This is a genomic window from Microcoleus sp. F10-B2 (assembly GCF_036704965.1).
In the GTDB taxonomy this organism is placed as follows: Bacteria; Cyanobacteriota; Cyanobacteriia; order Cyanobacteriales; family Microcoleaceae; genus Microcoleus.
Genome location: NZ_JAUBTB010000041.1, coordinates 13,291 through 38,941, shown reverse-complemented (window position 1 = coordinate 38,941; position 25,651 = coordinate 13,291). Strand labels below are relative to the sequence as shown.

General features: G+C 46.3%; 23 protein-coding genes and 1 pseudogene. 17 read left to right on the top strand and 7 right to left on the bottom strand.

Annotation, left to right across the window (positions count from 1 at the left end; all coding sequences use genetic code 11):
* Window positions 1-45: 45 nt before the first annotated feature.
* Complete coding sequence (locus QUA99_RS17250; RefSeq protein ID WP_333238905.1) at window positions 46-285, bottom strand: YgiT-type zinc finger protein; 240 nt, start codon at window positions 283-285, stop codon at window positions 46-48.
* Between the two features lie 108 nt (window positions 286-393).
* Between QUA99_RS17250 and QUA99_RS17245 the strand changes: the two genes are divergently transcribed.
* The gene (locus QUA99_RS17245; protein ID WP_333238903.1) at window positions 394-1,551 is read left to right on the top strand and encodes a tetratricopeptide repeat protein; all 1,158 of its coding nucleotides are present in this window, start codon (window positions 394-396) and stop codon (window positions 1,549-1,551) included.
* A 103-nt stretch (window positions 1,552-1,654) separates the two neighbouring features.
* Here QUA99_RS17245 and QUA99_RS17240 read toward each other — a convergent pair whose 3' ends face one another.
* Entirely contained in the window at window positions 1,655-2,143 is a 489-nt protein-coding gene (locus tag QUA99_RS17240; RefSeq protein WP_333238901.1) for a hypothetical protein, read from the bottom strand.
* A 318-nt stretch (window positions 2,144-2,461) separates the two neighbouring features.
* Between QUA99_RS17240 and QUA99_RS17235 the strand changes: the two genes are divergently transcribed.
* Complete coding sequence (locus QUA99_RS17235; RefSeq protein ID WP_333238899.1) at window positions 2,462-3,079, top strand: triacylglycerol lipase; 618 nt, start codon at window positions 2,462-2,464, stop codon at window positions 3,077-3,079.
* 2 nt (window positions 3,080-3,081) lie between these two features.
* Complete coding sequence (locus tag QUA99_RS17230; RefSeq protein WP_333238897.1) at window positions 3,082-3,693, top strand: alpha/beta fold hydrolase; 612 nt, start codon at window positions 3,082-3,084, stop codon at window positions 3,691-3,693.
* Window positions 3,694-3,818: 125 nt separating this feature from the next.
* On the opposite strand, the gene QUA99_RS17225 is transcribed toward QUA99_RS17230, so the two are convergent.
* Window positions 3,819-4,250: a VOC family protein gene (locus tag QUA99_RS17225; RefSeq protein WP_333238895.1), complete on the bottom strand. Its 432-nt coding sequence runs from the start codon at window positions 4,248-4,250 to the stop codon at window positions 3,819-3,821.
* Between the two features lie 11 nt (window positions 4,251-4,261).
* Here QUA99_RS17225 and QUA99_RS17220 point away from each other — a divergent pair, with 11 nt between their 5' ends.
* On the top strand, window positions 4,262-5,074 hold the full coding sequence (locus tag QUA99_RS17220; RefSeq protein ID WP_333238893.1) for a TIGR00297 family protein: 813 nt from the start codon (window positions 4,262-4,264) through the stop codon (window positions 5,072-5,074).
* Between the two features lie 175 nt (window positions 5,075-5,249).
* Here the strand turns inward: QUA99_RS17220 and hetR are convergent, their stop codons facing one another.
* The 3 genes from hetR to QUA99_RS17205 form a co-directional block, all read right to left on the bottom strand.
* Window positions 5,250-6,155, bottom strand: coding sequence for a heterocyst differentiation master regulator HetR (gene hetR, locus QUA99_RS17215; protein ID WP_333238962.1), 906 nt, complete (start codon window positions 6,153-6,155; stop codon window positions 5,250-5,252).
* Window positions 6,156-6,878: 723 nt separating this feature from the next.
* The gene (gene patX / locus QUA99_RS17210; protein ID WP_333238891.1) at window positions 6,879-7,106 is read right to left on the bottom strand and encodes a heterocyst-inhibiting protein PatX; all 228 of its coding nucleotides are present in this window, start codon (window positions 7,104-7,106) and stop codon (window positions 6,879-6,881) included.
* A 96-nt stretch (window positions 7,107-7,202) separates the two neighbouring features.
* The gene (locus QUA99_RS17205; protein WP_333238889.1) at window positions 7,203-9,005 is read right to left on the bottom strand and encodes an FAD-dependent oxidoreductase; all 1,803 of its coding nucleotides are present in this window, start codon (window positions 9,003-9,005) and stop codon (window positions 7,203-7,205) included.
* A 329-nt stretch (window positions 9,006-9,334) separates the two neighbouring features.
* Here QUA99_RS17205 and cysC point away from each other — a divergent pair, with 329 nt between their 5' ends.
* From cysC to QUA99_RS17180, 5 genes are all read left to right on the top strand, one after another.
* Complete coding sequence (gene cysC / locus QUA99_RS17200) at window positions 9,335-9,859, top strand: adenylyl-sulfate kinase (RefSeq protein ID WP_333238887.1); 525 nt, start codon at window positions 9,335-9,337, stop codon at window positions 9,857-9,859.
* Window positions 9,860-9,896: 37 nt separating this feature from the next.
* Window positions 9,897-11,495: an SLBB domain-containing protein gene (locus QUA99_RS17195; protein ID WP_333238885.1), complete on the top strand. Its 1,599-nt coding sequence runs from the start codon at window positions 9,897-9,899 to the stop codon at window positions 11,493-11,495.
* Window positions 11,496-11,637: 142 nt separating this feature from the next.
* Window positions 11,638-13,965: a polysaccharide biosynthesis tyrosine autokinase gene (locus QUA99_RS17190; protein ID WP_333238883.1), complete on the top strand. Its 2,328-nt coding sequence runs from the start codon at window positions 11,638-11,640 to the stop codon at window positions 13,963-13,965.
* 456 nt (window positions 13,966-14,421) lie between these two features.
* The gene (locus QUA99_RS17185) at window positions 14,422-15,789 is read left to right on the top strand and encodes an NAD-dependent succinate-semialdehyde dehydrogenase (protein WP_333238881.1); all 1,368 of its coding nucleotides are present in this window, start codon (window positions 14,422-14,424) and stop codon (window positions 15,787-15,789) included.
* Between the two features lie 134 nt (window positions 15,790-15,923).
* Window positions 15,924-17,561 carry an acetolactate synthase large subunit gene (locus QUA99_RS17180; protein WP_333238879.1) on the top strand — a complete coding sequence of 546 codons (1,638 nt, stop codon included), beginning with the start codon at window positions 15,924-15,926 and terminating at the stop codon, window positions 17,559-17,561.
* 208 nt (window positions 17,562-17,769) lie between these two features.
* On the opposite strand, the gene QUA99_RS17175 is transcribed toward QUA99_RS17180, so the two are convergent.
* The gene (locus QUA99_RS17175) at window positions 17,770-18,141 is read right to left on the bottom strand and encodes a hypothetical protein (protein ID WP_333238877.1); all 372 of its coding nucleotides are present in this window, start codon (window positions 18,139-18,141) and stop codon (window positions 17,770-17,772) included.
* On the opposite strand from QUA99_RS17175, the gene QUA99_RS17170 reads away from it, so the two are divergent.
* From QUA99_RS17170 to QUA99_RS17140, 8 genes and pseudogenes are all read left to right on the top strand, one after another.
* Entirely contained in the window at window positions 18,128-18,313 is a 186-nt protein-coding gene (locus QUA99_RS17170) for a hypothetical protein (RefSeq protein ID WP_333238875.1), read from the top strand. The genes QUA99_RS17175 and QUA99_RS17170 overlap by 14 nt on opposite strands.
* Before the next feature lie 563 nt (window positions 18,314-18,876).
* Window positions 18,877-19,170: pseudogene (locus tag QUA99_RS33180) on the top strand (transposase); the annotation flags it as partial.
* On the top strand, window positions 19,086-19,445 hold the full coding sequence (locus QUA99_RS17165) for a hypothetical protein (RefSeq protein WP_333238874.1): 360 nt from the start codon (window positions 19,086-19,088) through the stop codon (window positions 19,443-19,445). The pseudogene QUA99_RS33180 and the gene QUA99_RS17165, both read left to right, overlap by 85 nt.
* A 114-nt stretch (window positions 19,446-19,559) precedes the next feature.
* Window positions 19,560-19,994 (top strand): ferritin-like domain-containing protein, encoded by a 435-nt coding sequence (locus tag QUA99_RS17160; RefSeq protein ID WP_333238873.1) that lies wholly within the window; start codon window positions 19,560-19,562, stop codon window positions 19,992-19,994.
* Between the two features lie 224 nt (window positions 19,995-20,218).
* Entirely contained in the window at window positions 20,219-21,175 is a 957-nt protein-coding gene (locus QUA99_RS17155; RefSeq protein ID WP_333238871.1) for an FTR1 family protein, read from the top strand.
* Between the two features lie 714 nt (window positions 21,176-21,889).
* Entirely contained in the window at window positions 21,890-22,627 is a 738-nt protein-coding gene (locus QUA99_RS17150) for a response regulator transcription factor (RefSeq protein ID WP_333238960.1), read from the top strand.
* A gap of 385 nt (window positions 22,628-23,012) precedes the next feature.
* Window positions 23,013-24,083, top strand: coding sequence for a chlorophyll a/b binding light-harvesting protein (locus tag QUA99_RS17145; protein ID WP_333238869.1), 1,071 nt, complete (start codon window positions 23,013-23,015; stop codon window positions 24,081-24,083).
* A gap of 22 nt (window positions 24,084-24,105) precedes the next feature.
* Window positions 24,106-25,602: a chlorophyll a/b binding light-harvesting protein gene (locus QUA99_RS17140; protein WP_333238867.1), complete on the top strand. Its 1,497-nt coding sequence runs from the start codon at window positions 24,106-24,108 to the stop codon at window positions 25,600-25,602.
* The last annotated feature ends 49 nt before the right edge of the window (window positions 25,603-25,651 follow it).

Genomic DNA, 25,651 nt, shown 5'->3' with positions numbered 1-25,651 from the left:
CTAAGCATTAATTCCAATCAGCTTTAACAGAACTTTAACCAACCCCTAAGCAAATTCAAAAACAGGTGTTTCAATCACCCTAGTCGGCTTTCTATCTTCCCAAATCATCTTCTGCAACTGTTCCACAGTTTCAGGCGAAAAAAATCGCTCTCCCGTTTCCAAACACACTCTAGCAGGAACATTTTCAATAATAATAAACTTACCATTGATTTCAAGGGTATAACTTACTTTTTGTTCCACCATTGTTTCTTGCAATTTGACACGTATTTTTTCAATGATTGTCAAAGTTTCATATCATATCTATAAGTTAACACAAGAGCCAAAATTGTTAACCAGTGGCGGAACCAACCAAACATCAGCCAAGATAGAAACAACGCCATTCCCGCAACCGCCATGACAGACATCAACCAAATAGCCGCCGCCCTAGATGGCAAAGAATACAAACAAGCAGCCCAACTCATCAAACAACTGCAAAAAGAATCCCCCGAAAATCCGTGGGTGCAATACTATATCGGCCGCTACTACGAACTCACCAATAACCTCGAAAAAGCCCAAACAACCTACAAACAAATACTCCGCGACATCACCAACCCCAAAATCGTCTCCCAGACCCGCCAAGGCATTCAACGGATTGAAATCGCACAACAAAACGTCCGCCAACAAGCCATAGAAACCGCCAAAAACGACCCCAGCAACCTCGAACCGGGACTCCTGATCCTCGAACCAGTTAGCCCCGAAAACAAACCCGCAGCCATTCAAAATATCAGCAGAATCTTTAAAATCGACGCCTACACAACCCGGATGCAAATCCAAAGCCGCGGCTGGAGACTTTACAAAACTGGCCCCATCGCCGAACTCCGAATTTACGGTCAAGAACTCCTCAACGCCGGCATTCCCGTATTTTGGGCCACCCTAACCGATATTCAAAAAATCCAAATCTTCCGAGTGCAACACTTCAAGTCTCTCTCTTCCCCAGCCGTTGTTTGCAAAGATCGACTCGATCGACTCGGTGCGATCGAATTTAACTGGTCAGAAGTTACCCAAAGAGTAGAAGGCTTATTGCCGATGTTCATCGAAGTCATGGACTACTCCCCCAACCGAAGAAAGGAGCAATTTCGCCACAGAGAAATCAGGCAAGATTACGCTCAAATCTGTGACTTGCACATTCCCAGCAGAAACTGCATTCTGCGAATTTGCGACCAAAGTTACGAATTTCAACAAGGAGTTGAGTTCACCAAATCTGCTGCCGAGATATCCACTTCACCGAACCCCAAAAACAAAACACCCAGAGTTAAAAACTCTCAACAAATTCCTCAAAGTACCACCCGAATTAACTGGAATCATTTACTAGAAATATTCGATCGCCAGCTTGACGTTACAGTTTGGTCAGAATTTACGCCCTTTGCCGAGACAGTGCTCGATTACACTAATATGTTGAGAAAGATCCAATCTCATATAGAAGTCGATCGCAAATCCGAAACTCCTTGGGACTCAGCTTTTCAGCTATATAGCGGATTAGCCTTCCTCCGAAATGAAAAAAATAGGGAATAGAACAAAGAGTTAAAATTAAAAATGAGTAATCCCCTGTTTAATTTTTAACGCCAGCATTTGGAATTATCCAATGCCCAATTCCCTATTATCAATTCCCAATTTCCTACTTAGTTTTCACCTGACGGGCCATTTCCCGGAAATTGTTCATGCTGGGGCCCGGGCCGCGACGAGTTGCATTTGATGTCGGCATTAAATTATTAGGAGCAAAAGTCCGAATCGGTTCAGGTTGACTCGGCACTTTCCCGTTATTTGCAGCAGCAGCAGGTACCTTCGCGGGTTCTGGAGTCTTAGCAACAACGCTAGCGGCTGGTTCCTTTTCTTTCTTAGACTTTTTCTCTACCTTAGCCTTTTTAGCTGGTTCAGACTTCTCAGACTTCTCAGACTTCTCAGACTTCTCAGAATTCTCAGACTTAACAGGCTCAACTTTTGCCGGTGCGACCGCAACAGGCTCAGCCTTCGCAGGCGCAACTTTTGCTGGTTCCTTTGCTCCCGATTCGCCCAAATCTAGGAAATATTCAGACTTTTTCAAGCCCAACAGTCTGCCGAAAAATCCGAAAATACCGCCGAAGAAATTTTTGATAAAACCAAACATTAGACTTACTCCTTTTGTTCTTTTAGAGAAATTTGTACAAGCTTGTCAACAAAATTAGACTACGAGGTTAGGCAACTTTTGTCTACATTTCTTAATCAAAATTTACATTTTGCTGTATTTAAGCTACCTCATCCAAGCAAATTTTAGGTATAAATACCATCACAGCTTTGCACTTATTTACAAAGTATCTCAGAATTTGTTAGCGATTCCCACTAATTGCCGATCGTACCTCGATCCGATTCGCTAGCTGTCCTAGTAGGGGTCAAACTCCCTAGGGGAGTAATCTATGCTGTAATCAGCAAGCAATTTTCTTTTCAAATGAACAGTTCGCTCGATCGCAATCCCGTCATCCTCATACACGGCATCTGGGACACAAAGATGATTTTCAGCAAAATGTCCGCCCGCCTCACCCAACTCGGATGGTCAGTCCACAGCCTCAACCTCACCCCCAACGACGGCAGCCTCGGCCTCGACTTACTCGCCAAGCAACTGGCAGACTACATCTCTGAAACCTTCGATCCAGAACAATCTTTAGACATAGTAGGCTACAGCATGGGCGGCATCGTCAGCCGCTACTACGTCCAGCGACTCGGGGGAATCAACCGCGTACAGCGTTTCATCACCCTATCTTCCCCCCACCGCGGCACCCTCACCGCTTATTCCCTACGCCTACCAGGATACCTGGATATGCGCCCCGATAGTGGCTTGCTGCGCGATTTGAATCAAGATGTGACAATGCTCAAACGCATAAACTTTACATCAATGTGGACGCCATTTGACATAATGATTGTACCGGCTAACAGCTCCCAAATGCCAGTAGGTAAAGAAGTTAAAGTCAACGTTTTGCTGCACCGCCAAATGGTGACAGAACCCCAAAGTATTAACGCAGTAGTTGAAGAACTAAAAGCACCTATAGAAAATAAAATTCCCACTTAACAATGAATAGCAATTTCAGCCGGAATCCCGTCTTGCTAATTCACGGTATCTTCATAAAATCGGGAATTTTTCACAAAATGTCTGCCTATCTCACCCAACTCGGGTGGTCAGTCTACACCATCAATCTCTCGCCCCATTGGGGCAATGCCAGCATAGACGAATTAGCCCAACAAATAGCAGATTATATAGACAAAACCTTTGCGCCAGAACAGCATCTAGATATAGTAGGATTGAGCATGGGCGGTTTAGTAACTCGCTACTACCTGCAAAGGTTAGGCGGCATTAACCGAGTGCAGCGCTTTATTGCCATATCTTCTCCTCACAGCGGTACTTGGATGGCTTACACTCTCTGGGGAAAAGGCTGCATCCAAATGCGTCCTGGCAGTGCTTTTCTGGAAGATTTAAATCGAGATGCTGCCTTGTTGGAAAAGCTCAATTTTACTTCGATTTGGACAGATTGGGATTTCATCATCGTACCCGCTTCTAGTTCCCAAATATCGGCGGCAAAAGAAGTAAAATTGTCGGTTTTCGCCCATGCCATGATGGCGAGGCATTCCAGCAGTTTAAAAGCTGTGGCTGAAGCACTTTCAGAACCATTGAAAGTTCATGATTAACCGTTTGATTTATTCTTGTATAATGTCAAATTTTGTAGGGGCAGGTTTCACCTACAGTAATTGCCTAAAACCAACAATCTCGTAAACCCGCCCCCACAACAGGCAAATCGCTACCGGATTAGATATCAAACAGCATCCCCAACTTCAGCGTATTCGCTGCGGCCAAAAATTGCTTCAGCTTCACAGTAATACTTGAACTCCAGTATATTGTGGAAAGGGTCTTCTAAGAAGAAAGTACGGTGTTCTGTAGGCAAACCGACAAATCGCCGTCTCGGTTCTTGATAGAAATTTAAGTTATTTTGCTGGGCTTTTTCTAGCAACCCTTCCCAGTCAGTTTCGGAAGTAAAAATTAACCCAAAATGCCGGGGATAGATGCCTCGCTGAGGCGTCAAAGGTTCGTTGCTGACGTGGGCGACAATTTGATGGCCGCACAAACCCATAATCGCAGAATTCGGCGATTCGCGACCTAGTTTGCAGCCGAGCCCGTCTACATAGAACGCTTTTGTTTGGGCAATATCGGTCACGGGGAAGGCAAGATGAAATAAGACTTGGTTCATGGAGGTACTAAATGCAGAATTCAGAATTGTTCTTTAATTATTTATCTTGGTCTAATCCTTGGTTGGTGGCGATCGCCCTAAATACAGTTTTACTCGCGATCGGCACCATTGCTCCTAAAAAATTGCTCACTCCCGCCGGCCAATTTCACGGCTGGGTATTGGGCGTCCTCATTTGGGGCTGTTTGGGATGGCAAGGCTATGCTGTGGTGATGTTTTACTTTCTTGTCGGATCTGGAGTTACCAGCATCGGCAAAGCCCAAAAAGAAGCAGAAGGCATAGCCGAAAAGCGTTCAGGCGCCCGAGGTCCAGAAAATGTCTGGGGTTCGGCTTTAACTGCTACTATGAGCGCTGTGGGAGTTTTGGCATTATCTATTTTAGGAGAGACAGGCAAGATGCCTGTGCCCCAAGATGCTATTTCCCTGTTATTGCTGGGTTACGCCGCGAGTTTTTGCACCAAACTTTCCGATACCTGCGCTAGCGAAATCGGAAAAGCTTACGGCAAGCGGACTTTTTTGATTACCAGCTTGCAGCCTGTACCTAGGGGTACCGAAGGGGCCGTAAGTTTGGAAGGAACGATGGCGGGTATTGTCGGCTCAATTCTGATCGCGCTTTTGAGTTGGGCTGTCGGTTTAATTGACTTGACAGGAATTGTTTTTTGTGTTATTGCAGCTTTTATTGCCACGAACATCGAGAGCGTGATTGGGGCGACGGTGCAATCAAAGTTTGAGTGGCTCACGAACGAGGTAGTAAATTTTTTTAATACACTGATAGGAGCGATCGCAGCGATCGTTTTAGCTGCGACCTGGAGAGCTTTTTTAGCTTAGTTAATCTTGGACGCATTCGCCACTCAAGAAACCGGGTTTATTAGGATAATTCAAGGCTTTAACGCAGTATTTTTCCCTAAAAACCCGGTTTCGGCCTCGGGAGTTATTAGCTATTAATCATTAGTCATGAGTCTCAAGCAATCAACTCGTGACTAATGATTAATAGTTAATCAAACTAAGCGTCGTCTTGCGGTCCAAAAACCATTTGTAAAATCATCGTCGGTTCGCCCCGCTTGTGATAGCGATCGGCCCAATTGCGAATAATCTCATCTAATTCCTCAAGAGCTTGGTCGAGGCGTTCCGGCGGAATATCCAAAGTTTCCATAATTCGCATCACCTTCGGTTGTTTTTCCGCCCAATCCTTCATCAGCCGGAAATATCTAGCCGTATCCTCCACCATAGTAAATGTCCGCTCTTCCTGCTCTGCGGGAGAGTAAGTAGCGCGAGTGAGGGCATAAAACGGCATTCCCCAAGGAGCATCAATGCGAGTGACTGTTCCCGAATAGATCAAGCGCCGCTTGATGTGTTCTGCTAAAGCTTCGCTCAAAGGCATTCGCCTTTCTGGAGGCATATCTTCTTGCGATCGCCTGTGCAGAAACTCGATCAACTCCATAAACTGAAAAGAATTGATCAGTTGAGCGTCAGGGGGATTCGGAGGAATCTTGCCTTCGAGATATTTTTTTTCATCCGCAGTCAAGTTGTTCCCGGGAATCCGAGGGCGTCCCGGCAACCAAGGATACTGTTCCAGCCAGACATAAGGAAACTGAATCAAATATCTAGGTTCCTGGGAACCCAACATTTTCAGCAATTTTCCCTGAGTCAGAGCTTCCTGGACTTCCTCAACAATCACCTTCACCCGTTTAGGCTCAATGTGATGCAAGTGTCCAGTCATCCGCAGGTTGTTTTTTTCCTCAATATAGGTCATGTAAATAGCACACTTAGCCGCCGTTGCGGCCGCGTCTAGAAACGCCCCGTGCCTGTGCCCACTGGTTCTCATGGCGCTAAACGCCAGATATAGCATGATCTGATCCATTGCACTAGGGCTGAGGCTTTTGACCAGATCCAAAGAGTCATTTTTCATCACTATCCCCGAAATAGCCAAATTAGGAGGCATTTTGTCGTCCTCCATTAAATTATTGCGAGAGCGCCGAATCAAGCATAGCCGACTGTCGCCGGAAAGCTTGCCAGCTACCCTAATATTCAGGTTAGTTAATTTCCCTGAGGTAACAGGGGCATGGGCTTAAAGGCTATCCACACCGCATAAGTGGTTCTTATTGGTGGCCAATTTAAGTAGATTGCTGCACCCTCTGCGCTGACAGTTTACCTATATATAAGTTAGCGATCGCACGTTAATTATAGTGCAGCCGTTGAAAATTCAACCCCACCTGCGGTGGGGAGAAGGTAAATAACTTTTGCGCTCCGAGGACTTTGAGGCGAGTCCGAGGTGATAATTATTGAATAGTCATGGATGCCGAAACTCGGTTTGACAAACTAAAATATGGCGGGGAGGGTGAGGGATATCGGTTAAACAACCCAGACGATCGGAGGCTTTTGGCTAATTCCTGTTTTATTGAAGGGTTTTCAATACAAAACCGCCACCTACTAGAATCTATCTCTAGGTAGATGGCGGTTCCAGGTTTATATGCTAACATTTATCACACAAAAAAGAATCTCCTAATAACTTTCCACAAAAAGTCCAGTTGTCGCTTAACCTGAAAAACTAGAATCCCAGAAAATCCGATCGCGCGCTCGAATGAACGGCCAGAACCAACTCAGTTATGGTAATCGCTTGCGTCCGATGCCCTTAGAAATCTTGTAGCGGATGAGTGTAAACATTTGGCTCAGTAAAATTCCTGCGTCCGCTGCCCCTCTCAGGACCGCGCTCGCCCTTTTGTTGAGTTTGGGCTGACAACATATATTGGGCGGTAGCAGTTTCGAGCATTGGGAGTGGAGATTCAAAAGCTCGAGCGGCGCTGGCACTCAAGGTAATGCCCAACAGGCTCAGTAAAGCAATTGCAGTGTAGGTGTGCATGGGTAGTATCCGTGTCAGTGTCTATTACGTGATACGGACTTGCCCCGGTCTATCAGGATAGATATCTGTGCAATTTTCGGATCTGTGCAAAAAACCCTACCTCTTCAATGCTACTGCTCCCGCCAGCAGCCAAGCACCGGCAAAATTCAGCCTACCCCATACTGTCAAAGGCTTTTCGGTTTCGCAACCGTGTAAAAATCTGTCGGTTTCCGAGTCCAAAGTCACGAGTTGCCAAGTTTGACCGGCTACAGATGCAGGACTTGTCAGCGTTAGTGTCCAGTCTTGTTCGCGCAGGCGGCGGAAAATGCCCGAAAACTCGCTGTGGGTATTTGCGGTTTTACTGCTTTGTTTCTCTACAGACTCCTGACATTCGCCGCTGGCGGGATATGCTTGAGGTCGATCGAGATAATAGCGTTGCCAGTCGAGCCAGTCCGATCGATCCCGTGTCAAATTAAATAAAGGAATAACCGCCGCACTCGCCTCGGAATCTTGCAGCAAAGCTTCTTGCAAAACTCTCACCGGCAACTCCCGCGGCTGACATCCAGATTCCGCGCACAAAGCCGCAGCCATCCCCGCCGCCTGTCCGATATTCATGACAACTGGCTGCAAGCGAGTTGCACCGTTGGCAATGTGAGAGACGGAAATATTTTTTTCGCAGGCTAGCAAACCGTCTGTACTCGCAGGAATTAGCGCGCTGTAAGGAATGGTAAACGGAGTTCCCGTCCAGCGGCCGCCCCAGCGGATCGATTTGGGCTGCAAGGGAATGTCGCCACTGGTGTAGTGGTGGTCGTTGGCATAGTTGCCGATCGCAATTGTTTCACAAATTCCCTCAGAATTTATCGGCAACTTCGCGACTCTTCCACCGACAACAGGCAAAATATCTTGTTCTCTGATTGTTTGTACTCCCCGCAAGCGGCGGCTTTCTCGGTAGTAAGGATGTAAGGCGAAAGAACCAAGAAGGGAGGAATTTTGTTGATTTTCGATCGTGGAAATCGGGAAAATATTCTCTGCTAAGCCGTAGCGAGGGCCGAGTTGCGTTTGAATGAAACGGGCGAAACTTTGAGTGTGCCACAGACTTTCTTGCAGGAATTCTTGTCGAGATGCTTCAGATGCAATTAGTCGATCGACTCCTTCACCATAATCATTACCTCGAATCGGCCAATTAATCATCAACAATCCGCCCGGAAGTCGGCCGTAATTGAGAAATTGTTCGGGGGTGTAACCGTCCCAAGCACCAGTAAATCGATCGGGATTGTCAACAGGCGGCGCGGGAATTTCTGGCCGGGCCGCACCTTCGCCAAAATCCTGCATAATTGCCACCCAAGTCGGAGCTTGCACCGAATAGCGCTCTGTGAGAGCATTAGAGGCAGCCGGCGCGCTGGGTTCTCCCCACTCGGCTTGGAATTCCCAACCCCAGCGGTGCCCAACTTCCGCTAAAGCCAGCAAATCTCCCAATTCCGTTGCATCCAAAGTGATTTTAGCCGAAACCGTAAAATCGGCAAACCGGACGCCTGAAATGCGATCGCCTTCTTGGATCACATCTTGAGCGATTTGTCCAGAAATCCAGTACAAGTTCGGCAAACATTTAACCCAATCAGCGAAAATTTCAGCACCGATGCGGGGATCGTAAGTAAAAAAACTGACCCAACCCCAATCCAAACCTCCCGGCTGTCGCTGCTGGAGTTCCCGGAGAAACGCGCCCCACAAACCAGTTTGAAAAGCTGCTAATTCATTGCCATCGGGGGCACAAACGCCTGCTGCAGTCAGCATTCCTCCCAGCCAGGGGAATTCGCTTACTAAAATAGTTTTGGCACCTCGGCGGGCTGCTTGCACGGCCGCAGCGGTGCCGCCAGTGCCACCACCGACTACCAAAACATCTGCTTTTAAAACGGAAGACATAGGCAATACCATTTGAGATTTTAGGTTTTAGATTGCGAAAGGCTCAGTCAGCCGATCGGTGCGCTACGGATAGATGTTCGGCGTTGGTGATCCCGCATAGAATGTAAGGTGCACGGCCCGGCGCATCCTACGGATTTTAAGATTACCTATTTCTCATCTTCCCTCTTCCTCTGTGTCCTCTGCGTCCTCTGCGGTTAATAAAAAAATTAGTTATTGTGAAAGTCAGAGCGCATCTCAAATCAGAATGAATCAGAAAATGGGGAACCGCGACAGTAAAATAATAAGTCGCGTAATTTCCCCACTATTCACTACTAACCAAGCAATTGAAAATGGAAAAAGGTTTTATTTTGTGGTTCACCGGGCTGAGCGGTTCCGGCAAGACAACTATCACCAAAGCTCTCGAACCCGAATTGAAGGCAAGAGGTTGCAAAGTTGAAATATTGGATGGAGATGTCGTCCGCACCAACTTGTCAAAAGGTTTGGGATTTAGCCAAGAAGACCGAGATACTAATATTCGGCGGATTGGATTTGTAGCGAACCTACTGAGTCGCAACGGAGTTGTGGCAATTACGGCAGCTATTAGCCCCTACAGAGCAATTCGCGATGAAATTAGAGCAATCGAGCCAAATTTTGTTGAGGTATATGTCACAGCGCCGTTAGAAGTGTGCGAAGGTCGCGATGTCAAGGGGCTGTACGCTAAGGCCAGAGCCGGAGAAATTAAGGGTTTTACGGGAATTGACGATCCTTATGAAGAACCGCTCAATGCTGAAATTATTTGTTACACAGAGCGAGAAAGTGTGGAAGAGAGTGTTAAAAAAGTTCTGAGCAAGTTAGAAGAGTTGGGTTACATTTGATGGTGGCGGGGTAGGAAGCGGATAGGGGCGAAAGGCGATGGCGAGCAAAAACTATTCAAAATTCAATACTGTCAAAGGTTTCACGGTCAAATTTTTAACAGTGTCAGCGCTGGCTGCGGGTTCATCTCCGGCGATGGCCCAGTTTTTGCCTCCTCCTCCTGCTTTCTCTCCTCCTCCTCCTCCTCCTGGTTCTGCTGTTCCCGTACCCGTGCCCGCAGTTCCGGGATTTCCGGCGGTTCCGGCAAGTACACCTTCAAGTGTCCGATCGGAAGTTTACACTTTAGGCGCGGGCGATCGCATTCAAATGGACATCTTCAACGTCCCGGAATACAGCGGCCCCAACGGTCAACACCAAGTACAGGCCGACGGTTCCCTGAGTTTGCCGTTAATTGGCAGCGTTTCGGTGTACGGGATGACCTTAGAACAAGCTTCTAATGCTGTTAAAGAGCGATACGGCAAATACCTCAAACGTCCTTGGATTACGCTGAAATTGCTGGCGCCGCGTCCTTTGCAAATTGCGATCGCGGGCGAAATCAACCGCCCCGGAGCCTATACAATATCCTCAGCAGCAGGCCCCGGAGGCACAGCAGAGCAAATGGGAACTCAAATGCCAACGATATCGCGGGCTCTGCGAATGGCCGGCGGAATCACGCAGTCAGCAGACGTGCGGCAAATCAAAATCCGCCGCCCTCAGCGCAACGCACCGGAACAAATTATTAGTGTGGATTTGTGGGAATTATTGCAAAACGGCGATTTGCGGGCCGATATGACTTTGCGCGACGGCGATACTATATTTATTCCCACTGTAACTAGCCTCAACCGCCAAGAAGCACCGACTTTAGCCGTAGCTAACATTACCGGACAAAGCACTCAACCAATTAATATTGCTGTGGTGGGCGAAGTAAGTCGCCCCGGTACTTATACTTTGGCAAAAGAGGCTCAAAGTAGGGTACAAGAGAATGAAATGGGTGAAAATTCTGGTTTGTTTGCTGCCAGCGAAACCAACGGCGGGGAAACTGTTTTGCAGCAAACTGTAACGAGGGCAATTAAAATGGCGGGCGGCATTACGCCTGTAGCTGATATCAGACAAATACAAGTTCGCCGCCTGACGCGGGCGGGTACAGAACAAATTATTAATGTGAATTTGTGGCAACTTTTGGAAGCTGCAGATGTATCCCAAGATTTAGCGCTGCAACAGGGAGATACGGTAATCGTTCCCAAAGCCGAAAATCTCGATGCAGCCCAAGACGAACAAGTTGCTAATTCTAATTTTTCACCGGATACGATTAAGGTGAACATTGTGGGAGAAGTCGTGAAACCGGGAGCAATTGCGGTGCTGCCCAACACTACTTTAAATCAAGCGCTGGTAGCAGCGGGAGGTTTTAATAAAGCGCGGGCCCAAATGGATTCGGTGGATTTAATTCGCCTCAATCCTAACGGCACTGTTTCGCAGCTAAGAGTTAAGGTTAATTTTTCCGCAACAGCTAATGAGGAAACTAATCCCAAACTGCAAAATAATGATGTAATTATGGTAAGGCGATCGGGCCGCGCTACGTTCTCGGATAATGTAGGGGGGACTCTCGCTCCTTTAAGCCCGCTGTTAGGAATATTTCGGTTGTTCAATATTTTTCAGTGAGTTGAAGAGACTAGCACTAAGAGTTCATAAACCCGCTTTCTCGAAAAAAAATCGGTGGGTAACTAAATATCTAGGAATCAACCGGATAGCTGAAAGTGCGCAAGCGGTACAGACGTTTAAACTAATAAGTTGTAGAAATCAAATGAAACCAGGGAAAAAATCTCAACTAGCACTTTTTAATAACCATAAAAAAGCCGCCGATCTGCAAGAAATGTCTTCTGTTTTTTATGAAGAAAATCAATTTTTAGGCAGGCAAGAAACAGAGGAAGAAGAGTTAAATTTTTGGGAAGTTTGCCGCAGCCGCTCCATCTTAGTCATCGGCGTAGCAGCGGCAGTAACCACCGGGGTTTTTGCCTGGACGCTGAATCAAAAAAGTGAGTACGAAGGGCGTTTTCAATTATTAGTAGAACCCGCTGTTACGCAAAATACTTTAGCAAAAATCTACTCGGGTGATCTGAAACTGCAACCAGCGGCCCCGGCGGCAACAGAAAAGTCGGATTTTGACTACGAATCGCAAATTCAAGTTTTGCAAAGCCCGCAAGTGATGTCGCCGATTATTAAAGAGTTGCAGGCTAAATATCCCGAAATAAATTACAATTACCTTTTGAATCAAAAAGCCGATAATTTGCCGTTTTCTCAGCAAACCAGGCTGTCAATTAATCGCTTCAAAAATACCAAGATTATTGAAGTTAGATATCGGGATTACGATCCCAAAAAAATTCAGTTTGTTTTGGGGAAAGTTGCGCTAGGATACCGCAACTACAGCGTGCAAGATACCAGAACTCAAATTAGTCAGACTCTGGATTTTGTGAAATCGAAAATTCCCAACCAACAAAAGCGCCAACAAGTTCTGCAAACAGAAATTCAAAAATTGCGGCAGCAGTACAATTTTATCGACCCGCAAATTCAAACTCAACAACTCGCACAGCAAATCAGTCAACTTCAAACGCAAAGATTGGACGCACAAACGCAGCTCAACCAGCAAAGATTGCTCTATTCCAATCTGCAAAATCAGCTCGGACTCAACCAGCAGCAAGCGCTGATGGCATCGGCTCTGAGTCAAGCTCCCCGCTATCAAGGGATGCTGACTCAATTGCAGCAATTAGAAGGGCAAATTGCGATTAACTCGGCTACATTTACAGACCAAACTCCGCAAATGCAATTGTTGCGAGAACAGCGCAAGAACCTGATTCCGTTGTTGAAGAAAGAAGCCCAAGAGGTTCTGGGAACTGATTTAGGTAAGGTAAATTCGCAAGTGCTGGCTTTTCAAGATCCGGTGCGGATTAAGTTAATCGAGCAGTTTATCGGTACTGCTAATTTAATTCAGGTACTGGGCGTGCGGAATCAAGTTTTGGAACAAGCTGCTAAGCAGTTGAATCAATACTCTCAAAAATTTCCAGTGATTTTGCGGCGCTATTCCGATTTGCAGCGCGAGTTGGATTTGACTAACAATACGCTGAATAGTTTGCTGGCAAAACAGCAAGCTTTGCAGCTTGAAGCTGTGGGCAAACAAGAGGTGGCTTGGGAAGTTATTGCTAAGCCGGAAATTCCGCGCTACAAAAATGGCGAGTTGATGGCTGTTGCTCCGATTATGCCTTTGAATTTGGCTTTAGGCGGAGTGGCTGGTTTGCTGTTCGGTATGCTGGCAGCGCAGTTGGCGGAACGGTTTAAGAATAAAACGGTGTTTCACACTCCGGAGGATGTCAAACATTCGATTCGGCTGCCTTTGTTGGGGGTGATTCCTGCTAGCGATAAAATTTTGAGACTTCCTCCTGCTGAGACAAGTCCGGTGGATGTGGCAAGTTCGCCGGTGCCGACGGATGCTTTTCAAGAAGCTTTTCGATCGCTCAATGCTAATATTCGGTTGCTAAACGTTGATACTCCGATCAATTCTTGCGTAATTACTTCTTGTCAAGTAGCTGACGGCAAGTCTACTGTGGCAGTAAATCTGGCACGGGCGGCGGCTGCAATGGGCCAGCAAGTGCTGTTGGTGGATGCGGATTTACGGCGGCCGCAGGTGCACGAAATGCTGGGTTTACCGAATTGGCAAGGCTTGCACAATGCGATCGCGGATGATGTGGATGTGCAACAGTTGATTTTGCGATCGCCCCGCGATGAAAATTTGTTTGTGTTAACTTCCGGCCCGGTTCCTCTCGATCCCACAAAGGTGCTTTCTTCCAAAAAAATGCAGCATTTAATGGCAGCTTTGTCAAGCCATTTTGACTTAGTTATTTACGATACTGCGCCGCTTTTGGGTTTGGCGGATGCAAATTTGTTGGCGGCTCACACTAACGGATTGATGCTGGTAGTGGGGCTGAATCAAACTGAGCGGGAGGCGCTGTTGTTGGCTTTTGAAGATTTGAAAATGGCGGGGATTCCGCTGTTGGGAATGGTGGCGAATAACGATAAAGGCAGCAGGTATTACTATCAGTCTTACGTGCAGGATTACATTCAGGAAAAAGCTGTTTGATGTGGGTGAGGGCTGAATCTAATTAGTAAGGTGCGCTGGGCGCACCTTACCTTGAGAATGCTGCAAGATGTAGGTTTTAATTTTTAATTTTGTATCGAAGTCCCAATTTCCTCGCATTTTCCTTAACAAGAAGAGTATTGCTGTCCCTCCTTGGTAGGGACAATCTCCCGGCGGTTGCCCCTATCCCCATGATTGTTGCGTAAGTCAGATTGTCGATCGGTTGGGGATCGCCCGGATGTCTGGGATTCGCACCGAGATAAATTTTCTTAAGATTTGCGATCGAGATTCTGAACTATAATTAAAAGTAGAGAGATTTAAACAAATCCGACACTTGCAAATTGGCAAGACCTGAAAACGTGGCTGGCAAATTCCCATTTTGTAAGACCTTGATATAACTCCCGGGCTAGCTTGAATACTAGAAGGGAGTTTTGTGTTTTTCACACAGGAGATGAAACAATGGCTATTGCTACTATCAACCCAGCAACGGGAGAAACGCTGAAAACTTTCGAGCCGATCGCGGATGAGGTAATAGAAGCTAAGCTGGAATTAGCACAGCAAGCTTTTAAAAAATACCGCCAACTGCCGTTTGAACAGAGAGCTCTGTGGATGCAGAAAGCTGCCGAGATATTGGAGTGCGATCGCGAAATTTACGCTGAAATGATGACCCTGGAAATGGGCAAAACGCTCAAATCTGCGATCGGCGAAGTGGAAAAATGCGCCTTAGTTTGCCGCTATTACGCCAAAAATGCCGCTCAATTTATGGCAGACGTACCGGCAGCCACCGACGCTACCAGCAGCTTTGTCCGCTACCAACCGCTGGGCGCTATTTTAGCCGTCATGCCGTGGAATTTCCCATTTTGGCAAGTTTTTCGGTTTGCCGCGCCGGCGCTGATGGCGGGCAATGTGGGCTTGCTCAAACACGCTTCCAACGTGCCTCAGTGCGCTTTGAAAATCGAGGAAATTTTCGCGCAAGCTGGCTTTCCCGAAGGAGTTTTTCAAACTTTGTTAGTGGGTTCGGACAAGGTAGCCGATATCGTTGCGGACGATCGCATCAAAGCAGCAACTCTCACCGGTAGCGAAGCAGCGGGTGAAAGTTTGGCAGCAAATGCGGGCAAAAATTTGAAAAAAGTAGTGCTGGAATTGGGAGGAAGCGACCCATTTATTGTGATGTCAAGCGCCGATATAGCAGCAGCTTTATCAACTGCTGTGACATCGCGGATGCTGAATAACGGTCAATCTTGCATAGGCGCCAAACGCTTTATTTTAGCTGAAGAAATCGCCGACGAATTTATCACAGGATTTGTCGAAAAATTCAAGCTATTAAAAGTAGGCGATCCGATGTTGCCCGAAACCGATATCGGCCCTTTGGCTACCCCCACAATTCTCAAAGACTTGGACAATCAAGTGCAAGCTTGCATCCAATCGGGAGCAAAACTTCTAACAGGCGGCCGCCCACTGTCAGAGAAAGCAGGCAATTTCTACTTGCCAACTATTCTGGCAGACATTCCTCCGGATGCTGCGGCGCGTCAAGAAGAGTTTTTCGGCCCGGTAGCTTTAGTATTCCGAGTTGCAGGCATTGATGAGGCGATCGCCCTCGCAAACAGCACATCTTTTGGCTTGGGTGCGGCAGCTTGGACGACAGTAAACTCAGAGAGCGATCGCTTTATTTCCGAACTAGAAGCCGGGGCGGTATTTATCAACGGTTTAGTAAAATCAGACCCGAGATTGCCCTTCGGCGGCATCAAACGCTCCGGTTACGGACGCGAATTGAGCATCCAAGGAATTCACGAATTTGTTAACATTAAAACAGTGTGGGTAAAATAAGCGCGCACTCAGTCAACTTCTGGCAAAACTCTAAATTCATCCGCGTTTGTCGGCGGTTATAAATTAAAAATTAGTATTTTTACGAGAAGTTGACGAAGACAAAAAATACCCACTTACCGAGGAAAAAAACGGAAATGAATACAGCTCAACTTTTGGTCAAATGTTTAGAAAATGAAGGCGTAGAATACGTCTTCGGACTTCCCGGAGAAGAAAATTTAGAAGTTCTAGAAGCCCTGAGAAACTCTTCAATTAAATTTATTACTACTCGCCACGAACAAGGCGCAGCTTTCATGGCCGACGTTTACGGCCGTCTCACCGGCAAAGCCGGCGTTTGCTTGTCCACCTTGGGCCCCGGCGCAACTAACTTAATGACAGGAGTTGCTGACGCCAACTTAGACGGCGCTCCTTTAATAGCAATTACCGGACAAGTCGGCACGGACAGAATGCACATAGAATCGCACCAATATTTAGATTTGGTCGCGATGTTTGCGCCAGTTACTAAGTGGAACGCTCAAATTGTCAGACCCAGTACGACGCCAGAAATTGTCCGCAAAGCCTTTAAAGTAGCTCAAAGTGAAAAGCCCGGTGCAGTTCACATTGACTTGCCTGAAAACATCGCAGCAATGGCTGTTGAAGGAAATCCGCTCGGCAAAGACAACCGCGAAAAAACTTTTGGCGCTTACCAAAGTCTGAATAAAGCTGCTGTGGCAATTTCCAAGGCAAAAAGTCCTTTACTTCTAGTAGGAAATGGCACGATTCGGGCTAATGCCAGCGATGCTTTGACAGAATTTGCGACTCGATTAAATATCCCTGTAGCCAATACTTTCATGGGCAAAGGCGTGATTCCTTACACTCATCCTTTGGCACTTTGGACGACGGGATTGCAAAAACGGGATTACATTAGCTGTGCTTTTGAAGAAACGGATTTAGTAATTGCTGTTGGCTACGATTTGATTGAATATTCCCCGAAGAAGTGGAATCCCGACGGCAAAATTCCGATTATTCACGTTGGATCTCTGCCTGCAGAAATTGACAGCAGTTATATTCCTACTGTAGAAGTTGTGGGGGATATTTCTGATTCGCTAAATGAAATTTTGCAGCGTGCCGATCGCATGGAGAAAACAGACCCTTTTGCTAAGCAATTGCGGGCTGATATTCGGGCTGGGTACGAACAATATGCAGCCGACGACGGTTTCCCGATCAAGCCGCAAAAAATTATTTACGATTTGCGGCAAGTAATGGGCCCGGAAGATATTGTCATCTCTGATGTGGGAGCTCACAAAATGTGGATGGCGCGGCACTATCATTGCGATCGCCCAAATACCTGTTTGATTTCCAACGGATTTGCGGCGATGGGAATTGCGATTCCCGGTGCGGTGGCAGCAAAACTTATTTATCCCGATCGCAAAGTAGTAGCAGTCACCGGCGACGGGGGCTTTATGATGAATTGCCAAGAATTAGAAACTGCTTTGCGAGTCGGTACTAATTTTGTGACGCTGATCTTTAATGACGGCGGTTACGGGTTAATTGAATGGAAGCAGCAAGATTATTTTGGTCATTCAGATTTTATCAAATTTGGCAATCCCGACTTTGTAAAATTTGCCGAAAGTATGGGTTTAAAAGGCTATCGAGTGGAATCTGCAACTGATTTAATTCCTGTCTTAAAAGAAGCCCTGGCTCAAGATGTCCCTTGCGTGATTGACTGTCCGGTAGACTACCGGGAAAACGCGCGTTTCAGTCAATTATCTGGGGATATGAGTTGCAATTTGTAAGCGTAGCCCGAAATCTGGAAACGGCAATGCCGTTTCCCTACGATTAATCTGGCGATGCTTAGATCCTTAAACTGCGGGGAATGATTTTTTTGGGGTAGGGAAACGGCATTGCCGTTTCCTCCATCGCTTGTTGATGCTTATATCCGATCGCCCTTAAATCGCGCTTTGTGACAAGTTGGGACGTAAGGGCGATCGCGCTTTTTCAGCTTCAAGTATTCGGATTAGCTGTTGCCTGCGTGATGTACTGGATAATCCCGTCAAAATCCTTACGGATTTCTGCCAGTTGTTTTACCCAAGTATTAGAAGCATAAATCACTTCCTCTTCCTTCTGGCGAGCGGCTGCAATTTGCTTCTCAATCTCTCCGTAAACCTGTTGCTCAAATTCAGATAGCTGTATTTCAATCTGATTTTCCAAGTCTTTTGCGGTTAATTGAAATTTACTCGTAATATCGCGACGAACATCAGACATTTGCTTTTCTCGCTCATGTTCTTGTCCCATTTGTAAAATATCTAGTCCTACCGAAACAAGTGCTAGAGCCGGCCCCAGGAATTTAGCAGCATTGCCGATGTTTTTGGCCATACCAACCGCCTGCCAAGGCTTAAACTTAAAGCCGACAAATTTTCCCACAGCGACAACACCTTACAGATTAAAAGCAGAACAAGTTGAGTCAATGGTTACAGTAGTAGCTGAAAGTGTAATCAATGTAAATGTACAAGAATTGCGCCGATTGGGAATAGATGAAGTTATTTGACTAAAATTAAAACTTTAATTAAAATTAAAAGTAATTGTGGTATTACTAGAGCTATCGACCCATAAAAATTTAGGTTTTGCATCAGAAAAAGAATCATCTATCGAAAAAGTTCTCCTCAAATGGGGAGAAGAAGTCAAGCGACTAAATAGAATAAGCCAGCATGGATATGAGTGGCAATTATAAAATATTGGTGAAAAAGATATGTCTAAATGCTTTGGAGGCCGCAGACAGATTTTATGTCACAAAAATGATATAGGAAGAATTAAATAAAGCCATAATTGACCAAAAACAAGCAGCCGAATCACTAGAAATCAAAGAAATAGCTAAATTGTTTGGTAGGAGAGAAAGGTAGTAAATATATACTTTTAAAAGCTGAGTCTGACTGATATCAGGAACAAAAAGCAAAAATATTACAAGTGCAGTCAGCCTCACCGCTTGTAATATTTTTGCACTCGTTAAAAGAAGAGTTTCACGATATATTTGAAAAATGTAAAAATTTAAGTACGGGAATATTAGAACTAATCGATTGGTTGAAAAAAGCATAGCCGTACTATAAAAAGAGCGTAAACACGATTAAAAGGTGGTTTGCGGAGGTAGCAGGATATTTTGAACAAAGAACAAATAACGAAATACTTCAAGGTATTAATAATAAAATAAAACTGTTAAAAGGCATTCTATTTGCTTTGATATTTTTTCATTATTTTGAAATACCAGCTTTGCTTTTTTGGCATTTTCCTATCATATTTAGCATACTAAGTACGGAAAAAACGCTGTGCCTGTATCAGCGGCCCGGGAAGAAGTTCACACCCTCTATCAAACCAATCAGACAGCAGAAATTACAGATCCGGCAAAGCTAGAGGAGCTAACCGGGACAGTCTACGATCGCATCGATCGAAGCTGGCAAACTAGCCCTACCTTCACTCAAAATCTAGTCTATAGGGTCAGCGTCAGTCAAGATGGGGCGATCGGCAATTTCGATCCCCTCAATCAACCAGCCGAGGATTACACCCAAGAAACTCCTTTGCCACATCTGCTCAAATCTGCCGAGACTAGCAACAGCAACAGTGCAGCACCAGTCGCTAAGTTTACTGTAGTATTTGCTCCTACTCGAACCTTAGAAGTTAACCCGTAACTCACATACAACACCTATCAGGTAAGGTAGACAGTGCGCCTTACTTTTACTTTTTAACTTAAATGTGATAATATAAGCAGCGGCCTGTAAGGTATTCTACATCTAAAACTACAAATGAAAGAACTTGACGAGAAAAAAACCCAAGAACTGCTATGCACCATCATGGAATGGGAACTAGCAGGAGTCGTGCGCTACACCCATTATGCACTCATGGTGACGGGGCCAAACCGGATTCCCATCGTACAGTTTTTTAAAGCACAAGCAACCGAATCCCTGCTCCACGCCCAACAAGCCGGAGAAATTTTAACAGGTTTAGAAGGGCATCCCACCCAAAAAATTGCTACGATCGAAGAAACCTACAAACACTCGGTAAAAGACCTTTTGGAAGAAAGTCTAAATCACGAAAAAAAAGCGCTCAAAAAGTATAAATCTTTACTTGAAGTAGTGACCAACGCCAGCGTTTACCTGGAAGAATATGCCCGCAGTTTGATTGGACAAGAAGAATTGCACCAAGTAGAACTAAAAAAAATGCTGCGGGATTTTAGTTAGGGGAAGTAATACTCCGCCGTCCTTATTTATTAGTCCTTAGTTACTCCCGAACCGTCTTAAGAATACCTGCTCATTCTCTGCTTTCTATTCCGTGGCGACAAGAGCGCTAACGCGCCGCTCCGCGTAACGCGACGAAAGCGGTTCAATAATTTGATATTGGGCTAGCGCTAAAACAAAAGTTGCTAAGGACTAAGGACTAACTACAAATTAGCAGTTATCAAAAAATGAATTTTACTGAAGCCATCCCAACTTTTGTAATTACCCTCCGCGAAGGCGTTGAAGCCGCCTTAGTCGTGGGAATTGTCCTAGCTTGCTTAAAAAAATCAGAGCAAAGTCACCTCAATTCTTGGGTTTATACAGGTATCGCAGCCGGCATTGCTACTAGCGCTTGTGTAGCTGCATTATTCAATCAGTTGCTCGACGCGCTCTCAACATCAAATCAGCCTTACGCACCAGTAATTAAGCAACTGTTTGAAGGTTCACTGGGAATTGTTGCCATAGCAATGCTAAGCTGGATGCTAATTTGGATGACTCAGCAAGCGCGCTTTCTCAAAGCAGAAGTTGAAGGAGCAGTTACAGCAGCTTTGACCGAAAATACCAATGCCGGGTGGGGCATATTTGGCTTAATTTTTATTGCGGTACTGCGCGAAGGTTTTGAAACAGTTATATTTGTCAGCGCTCAGTTTCAACAAGGTTTGAGTCCCGCTTTGGGAGCTTTGGGCGGTTTGACTGGGGCGGCAATCATTGGCGCGCTACTATTCAAGTGGGGTGTCAAAATTGATCTCCGCCAGTTTTTCAAGTTTATGGGGATTTTGTTGCTGCTAATTGTAGCCGGTTTAGCAGTATCTGCACTCAAACATTTTGACCAAGCCGCTGCCATTTTGTCGCAGACGGATAGCAAGTATGCAGCGATTTGTGTTTATTTCGATCGCTCTGCACACATCCACTCTTGTATTTTAGGGCCGATGGTGTGGAATGCAGCGGCAATTTTGCCCGATCGCCAATTTCCGGGAATCGTTCTTAAATCACTATTTGGATACAGAGATCGACTCTATCTTTTGCAAGCTGTTGGTTATACACTATTCTTAGTAACAGTCGGCGGTCTTTACTTCCAAAAATTAGGCGGTAAGACAACTGTTCCGACCAAAAATACTCAGTCTTTCCAAGAACCAACTAGCTAGTTTTCGGTATTTGTGCAGGCGTTTTCTCGGCAGTTTCTCGATAGTTATATGCCAGATGTTAGGGCGATCGCAAAATTTGCCTGACTTGGCAAAAATCGACCCAAAGTTTTAGGGTTTTGGGATTGACTTTCCCTATCAGAGATGATAAGATTTAATTATCGAAATATGAGAATTTAAAAAATATCAATCATATTCCAAGCATTAAACTGTACAGTCAAAAGCTAAAAAAAGCAAGCGCCAACAGTCAAAAAAATTTTTTATCTAATTTTATCTAAATTTAACAAATAGGTTAAAAAGTTTTATAATTTTTGTGTAATTGACGGTCGGAAACCTTGAACTCAAAGGAACATACTATGTCAGGTCGCGGAGACAAAGCAAGCTTGATGGCGAAACAGCTCGATCGACTAATTTGCCAGCAAACCGACGGCGAGTTGGCTCTAAAATCTCAAATGGAATGACAGTCGCCACCTGTGAAAGCGCGTGCATCCTGCTAAAGCTCAAGCGGCCGATCGCGATCGCATCAACCCCGGGCCAGATTTATGGCAAACACCTTTCTAATCAGGTCTCCTAGCCCTTATAATTAGTACAATAATATTTACATACCTCAAAAAGTTCTTAATGAAGCTTAAAATTAAAAAATTGTTCGTTAAAGTTACCTGGAAGCCCCAGAAGGCTCTAGCCTCCACCATCTGGTTAGCGGTGAGATAAATAATGATGCCCCGGATACTTGTTATTGATGATGACGCGGCGATCGCCGAACTCGTAGCCGTCAACCTAGAAATGGCTGGCTACGAAGTCACCCAAGCTGAAGACGGCATCAAAGGTCAGGCACTAGCCATACAACTGCTTCCCGACCTGATCGTGCTAGATCTGATGCTGCCTAGAGTAGACGGATTCACCGTATGTCAGCGGTTGCGGCGCGACGATCGCACAGCCGACATTCCCGTCTTGATGTTGACAGCCTTAAGTCAAACCCAAGACAAAGTAGAAGGCTTCAACTCCGGTGCGGACGACTACCTGACTAAACCCTTTGAACTAGAAGAGATGCTAGCGCGAGTGCGAGCCCTGCTGAGGCGCACAGACCGCATCCCCCAAGCTGCCAAACACTCAGAAATCCTGAATTACGGCCCGCTGACCCTTGTCCCCGAAAGGTTTGAAGCTGTTTGGTACGTTCAGACAGTCAAACTGACCCACCTAGAGTTCGAGTTGCTCCACTGCTTGCTCCAGCGCCACGGTCAAACAGTCTCTCCCAGCGAAATTCTCAAAGAAGTCTGGGGTTACGATCCCGACGACGACATCGAAACAATTCGCGTACACATCAGACACCTAAGAACCAAGATGGAACCCGATCCCCGCCACCCTCGGTACATAAAAACCGTATACGGGGCCGGCTATTGTCTGGAATTACCAAGCAACGAGCAAGTAGCCGAAGAAACCAAATCCTCTGCTTGAACTAGCACGCCAGATACAACAAGGAACTACAAATCTAGCTAAACAAGCCTGAGAGCAAATGCTCTCAGGCTTTTGATTTGAAATTTCCGGGCCACTCAAGGGCTGCCTTAATAAAATATTTTATCAATAAATCTATAAATATTTACTGACTGTCAACCTAGACCAGTAATAAAGCTTGTGGGAGCCGATCGCTAAAACCCCGCTCAAAAATTAGCTTTAAGCTCTTTTGGGCGAGTGGTTTACATATTTTTACACAAAAAAATGAAAAAAATTATCAAAAAGACTTGACTAAGCAAGCAAAATTGTTGATTATCTATATCAATAAGCCGCACGAGCTTAAGAGTCAACTGACATCTTTCTCAAGAGGTAACTCGCCGTGACAAGCATGGCCAAAAAATCCTTCCCAGCCGAAGGAGAAACCTTTCCCTGGTGGGCCGGGAACGCCCGCTTAATTAACCTTTCCGGTCGTTTGCTGGGCGCTCACGTCGCCCACTCCGGCCTCATCGTCCTCTGGGCGGGAGCCTACACTCTGTTTGAACTTTCCCGCTTCAACCCAGAATTTCCCATGTACGAACAAGGCTTAATTCTGCTGCCCAACCTAGCCAGACTCGGCTTGGGCGTCGGTGCCGGAGGCAAAATTGTCGATACCTATCCGTACTTCGCCGTTGGCGCGATTCACCTAATCAGCTCAGCCTTTCTCGGCTTCGGCGGCATCTTCCACTCCCTCAAAGGGCCAGAAACCCTCGAAGAAAGAACTCCTTTCTTCGGCTACAGATGGGAAGACAAAGACAAAATGACCACCATCTTGGGCATCCACCTAGTTTTGCTGGGTATCGGTGCCTTCTTGTTGGTGGCCAAAGCTATGTATTTCGGTGGTTTATATGATACCACAGTCGGGCAAGTACGGATCATTTCGGAACCCACACTCAACCCCGCTGTCATTTTCGGCTACCTGTTCGGTGCAGGCGGCAAACACTGGCTCGCGGCAGTTGACAACCTCGAAGATGTTGTCGGCGGCCATATCTGGGTAGGAATCCTCTGCATAATCGGCGGGCTGTGGCACATCCGCACCCAGCCTTTTGCTTGGACGGAGCGCCTTTTCATCTGGTCAGGAGAAGCTTACCTCTCCTACAGTCTCGGCGCCCTAGCCTTAATGGGCTTCATCGCCACCTACTTTGTGTCGGTCAACACCCTAGTTTACCCAGAGGAATTCTACGGGCCGGCCCTAAAAATTGGCTTCGAGCAATTTCCCTACTTCCACAACCAAGGAATGCTGACCTCCCGCGTCTGGTTGGCTAACACCCACTTCTGGCTCGCCTTCTTCGTCCTGCAAGGACATATGTGGCACGCCCTGCGAGCTGCAGGATTTGACTTCCGCAAAGGCAAAGTCGTGCAGCCAATGCGCGAAGACATCCAGCCAGGGGGCGAAGGAATTGCAGCCAGTCCAGCCAGTTAACCGCATCAGGAGGAAAGCAAAAATGCAAGGAATAGCAGATCCGAATTTAATTCCAGAACCGGACAACCCACAAAGCGAGTACGGCTGGTGGGCCGGCAACGCCCGCTTCATTGACCTTTCAGGGCGAATTTTGGGAGCTCACGTAGCTCACGCAGGTTTGATCGTACTCTGGGCCGGGGCAATGACCCTGTTTGAACTCTCGAATTTCAACCCAGAGTTGCCGATGTACGACCAAGGTTTAATCCTGCTGCCGCACTTGGCAAGTTTGGGTTTTGGAGTAGGAAAAGCAGGTCAAATTATTGATACCTATCCCTACTACGTCATCGGAGTTTTGCATCTAATTAGCTCTACCGTTCTCGGTGCAGGCGGGCTTTATCATTCCTTGCTCGGCCCGAAAGTATTGCCGCAAAACAAAACTTTCTTCGGTTCTTTCGGCTACGACTGGGAAGACAAAGACAAGATGACAACCATCATCGGCATTCACCTATTGCTGTTAGGTGCTGGTGCTTGGTTGTTAGTAGCAAAAGCCTTATTTTGGGGCGGTCTTTACGATCCCCACGTTGCTGACGTGCGGATAATTAGCGAACCGACGCTCAATCCCGCCCGCATTTTTAGCTATCTCTTGCCCGTACACGGCCCGGAAGGAATGGCAGCAGTTGACAACTTAGAAGATGTTGTCGGCGGTCACATTTATGTTGGCTTGCTCTGCATCCTTGGCGGTTTCTGGCATATCTTCACCAAGCCTTTTGCTTGGGCACAGCGAGTGCTGTTTTGGTCTGGGGAAGCTTACCTTTCTTACAGTTTGGGCGCTCTGGCTTATATGGGCTTTTTGGCTGCCTACTTCGTGACTGTAAATGACACGGTTTATCCAGAGGTTTTCTACGGCCCTGCGGGTTTGACCGGCCCAGATGCAGCGGTTGTTTCTTCGCGGACGTGGCTGGCAACAACTCACTTTGTCTTGGCGATTTTGGCGCTTTCCGGTCACATCTGGCACGCGCTGCGCGTTCGGACAAAAGCGGCGGGGTTTGATTTTCGATCGGGCGAATTTGTAACGGCAACTGCCAGCAATGTTGAAAAGTCCGATCGGATTCAAGCTCAACCTGCGGCGGCAACAGCAGTCAGTTTTTCAGATGTGACTGTAACTTTTTTGCGGAATTTGCCGATTTACCGCAAAGGATTGTCTCCCATAGTCAGGGGATTAGAAGTTAGTTTAGCTCACGGCTATTTCCTGGTAGGAGCTTTTGCAGTATTGCTGCCTTTGCAAGAAAAAGGTTTAGCACCGCTGGCAGCATTGCTGATAACTCTGGCATTAGTCTTGATTTTGGCAATGGGCCTCTCGATTTACGAGAATCGGAACGTCGAAGCAGGTAAAGTTCTTTACTGGCACAAAACGCCGGAAGATTGGAGTTTATTCCGGGGCGGTTTGGTGATGGGCGGTACCAGCGGAGCTTTCCTCGCCTATTTGCTGCTAGACAATTTTGCTGGCCTTGATGCAATTTTCCGAGGTGTTGTGAACTGATCGGCAATGCTAAATAACCGGGTTTATGCCCGCTACTTGCGTGCTAATA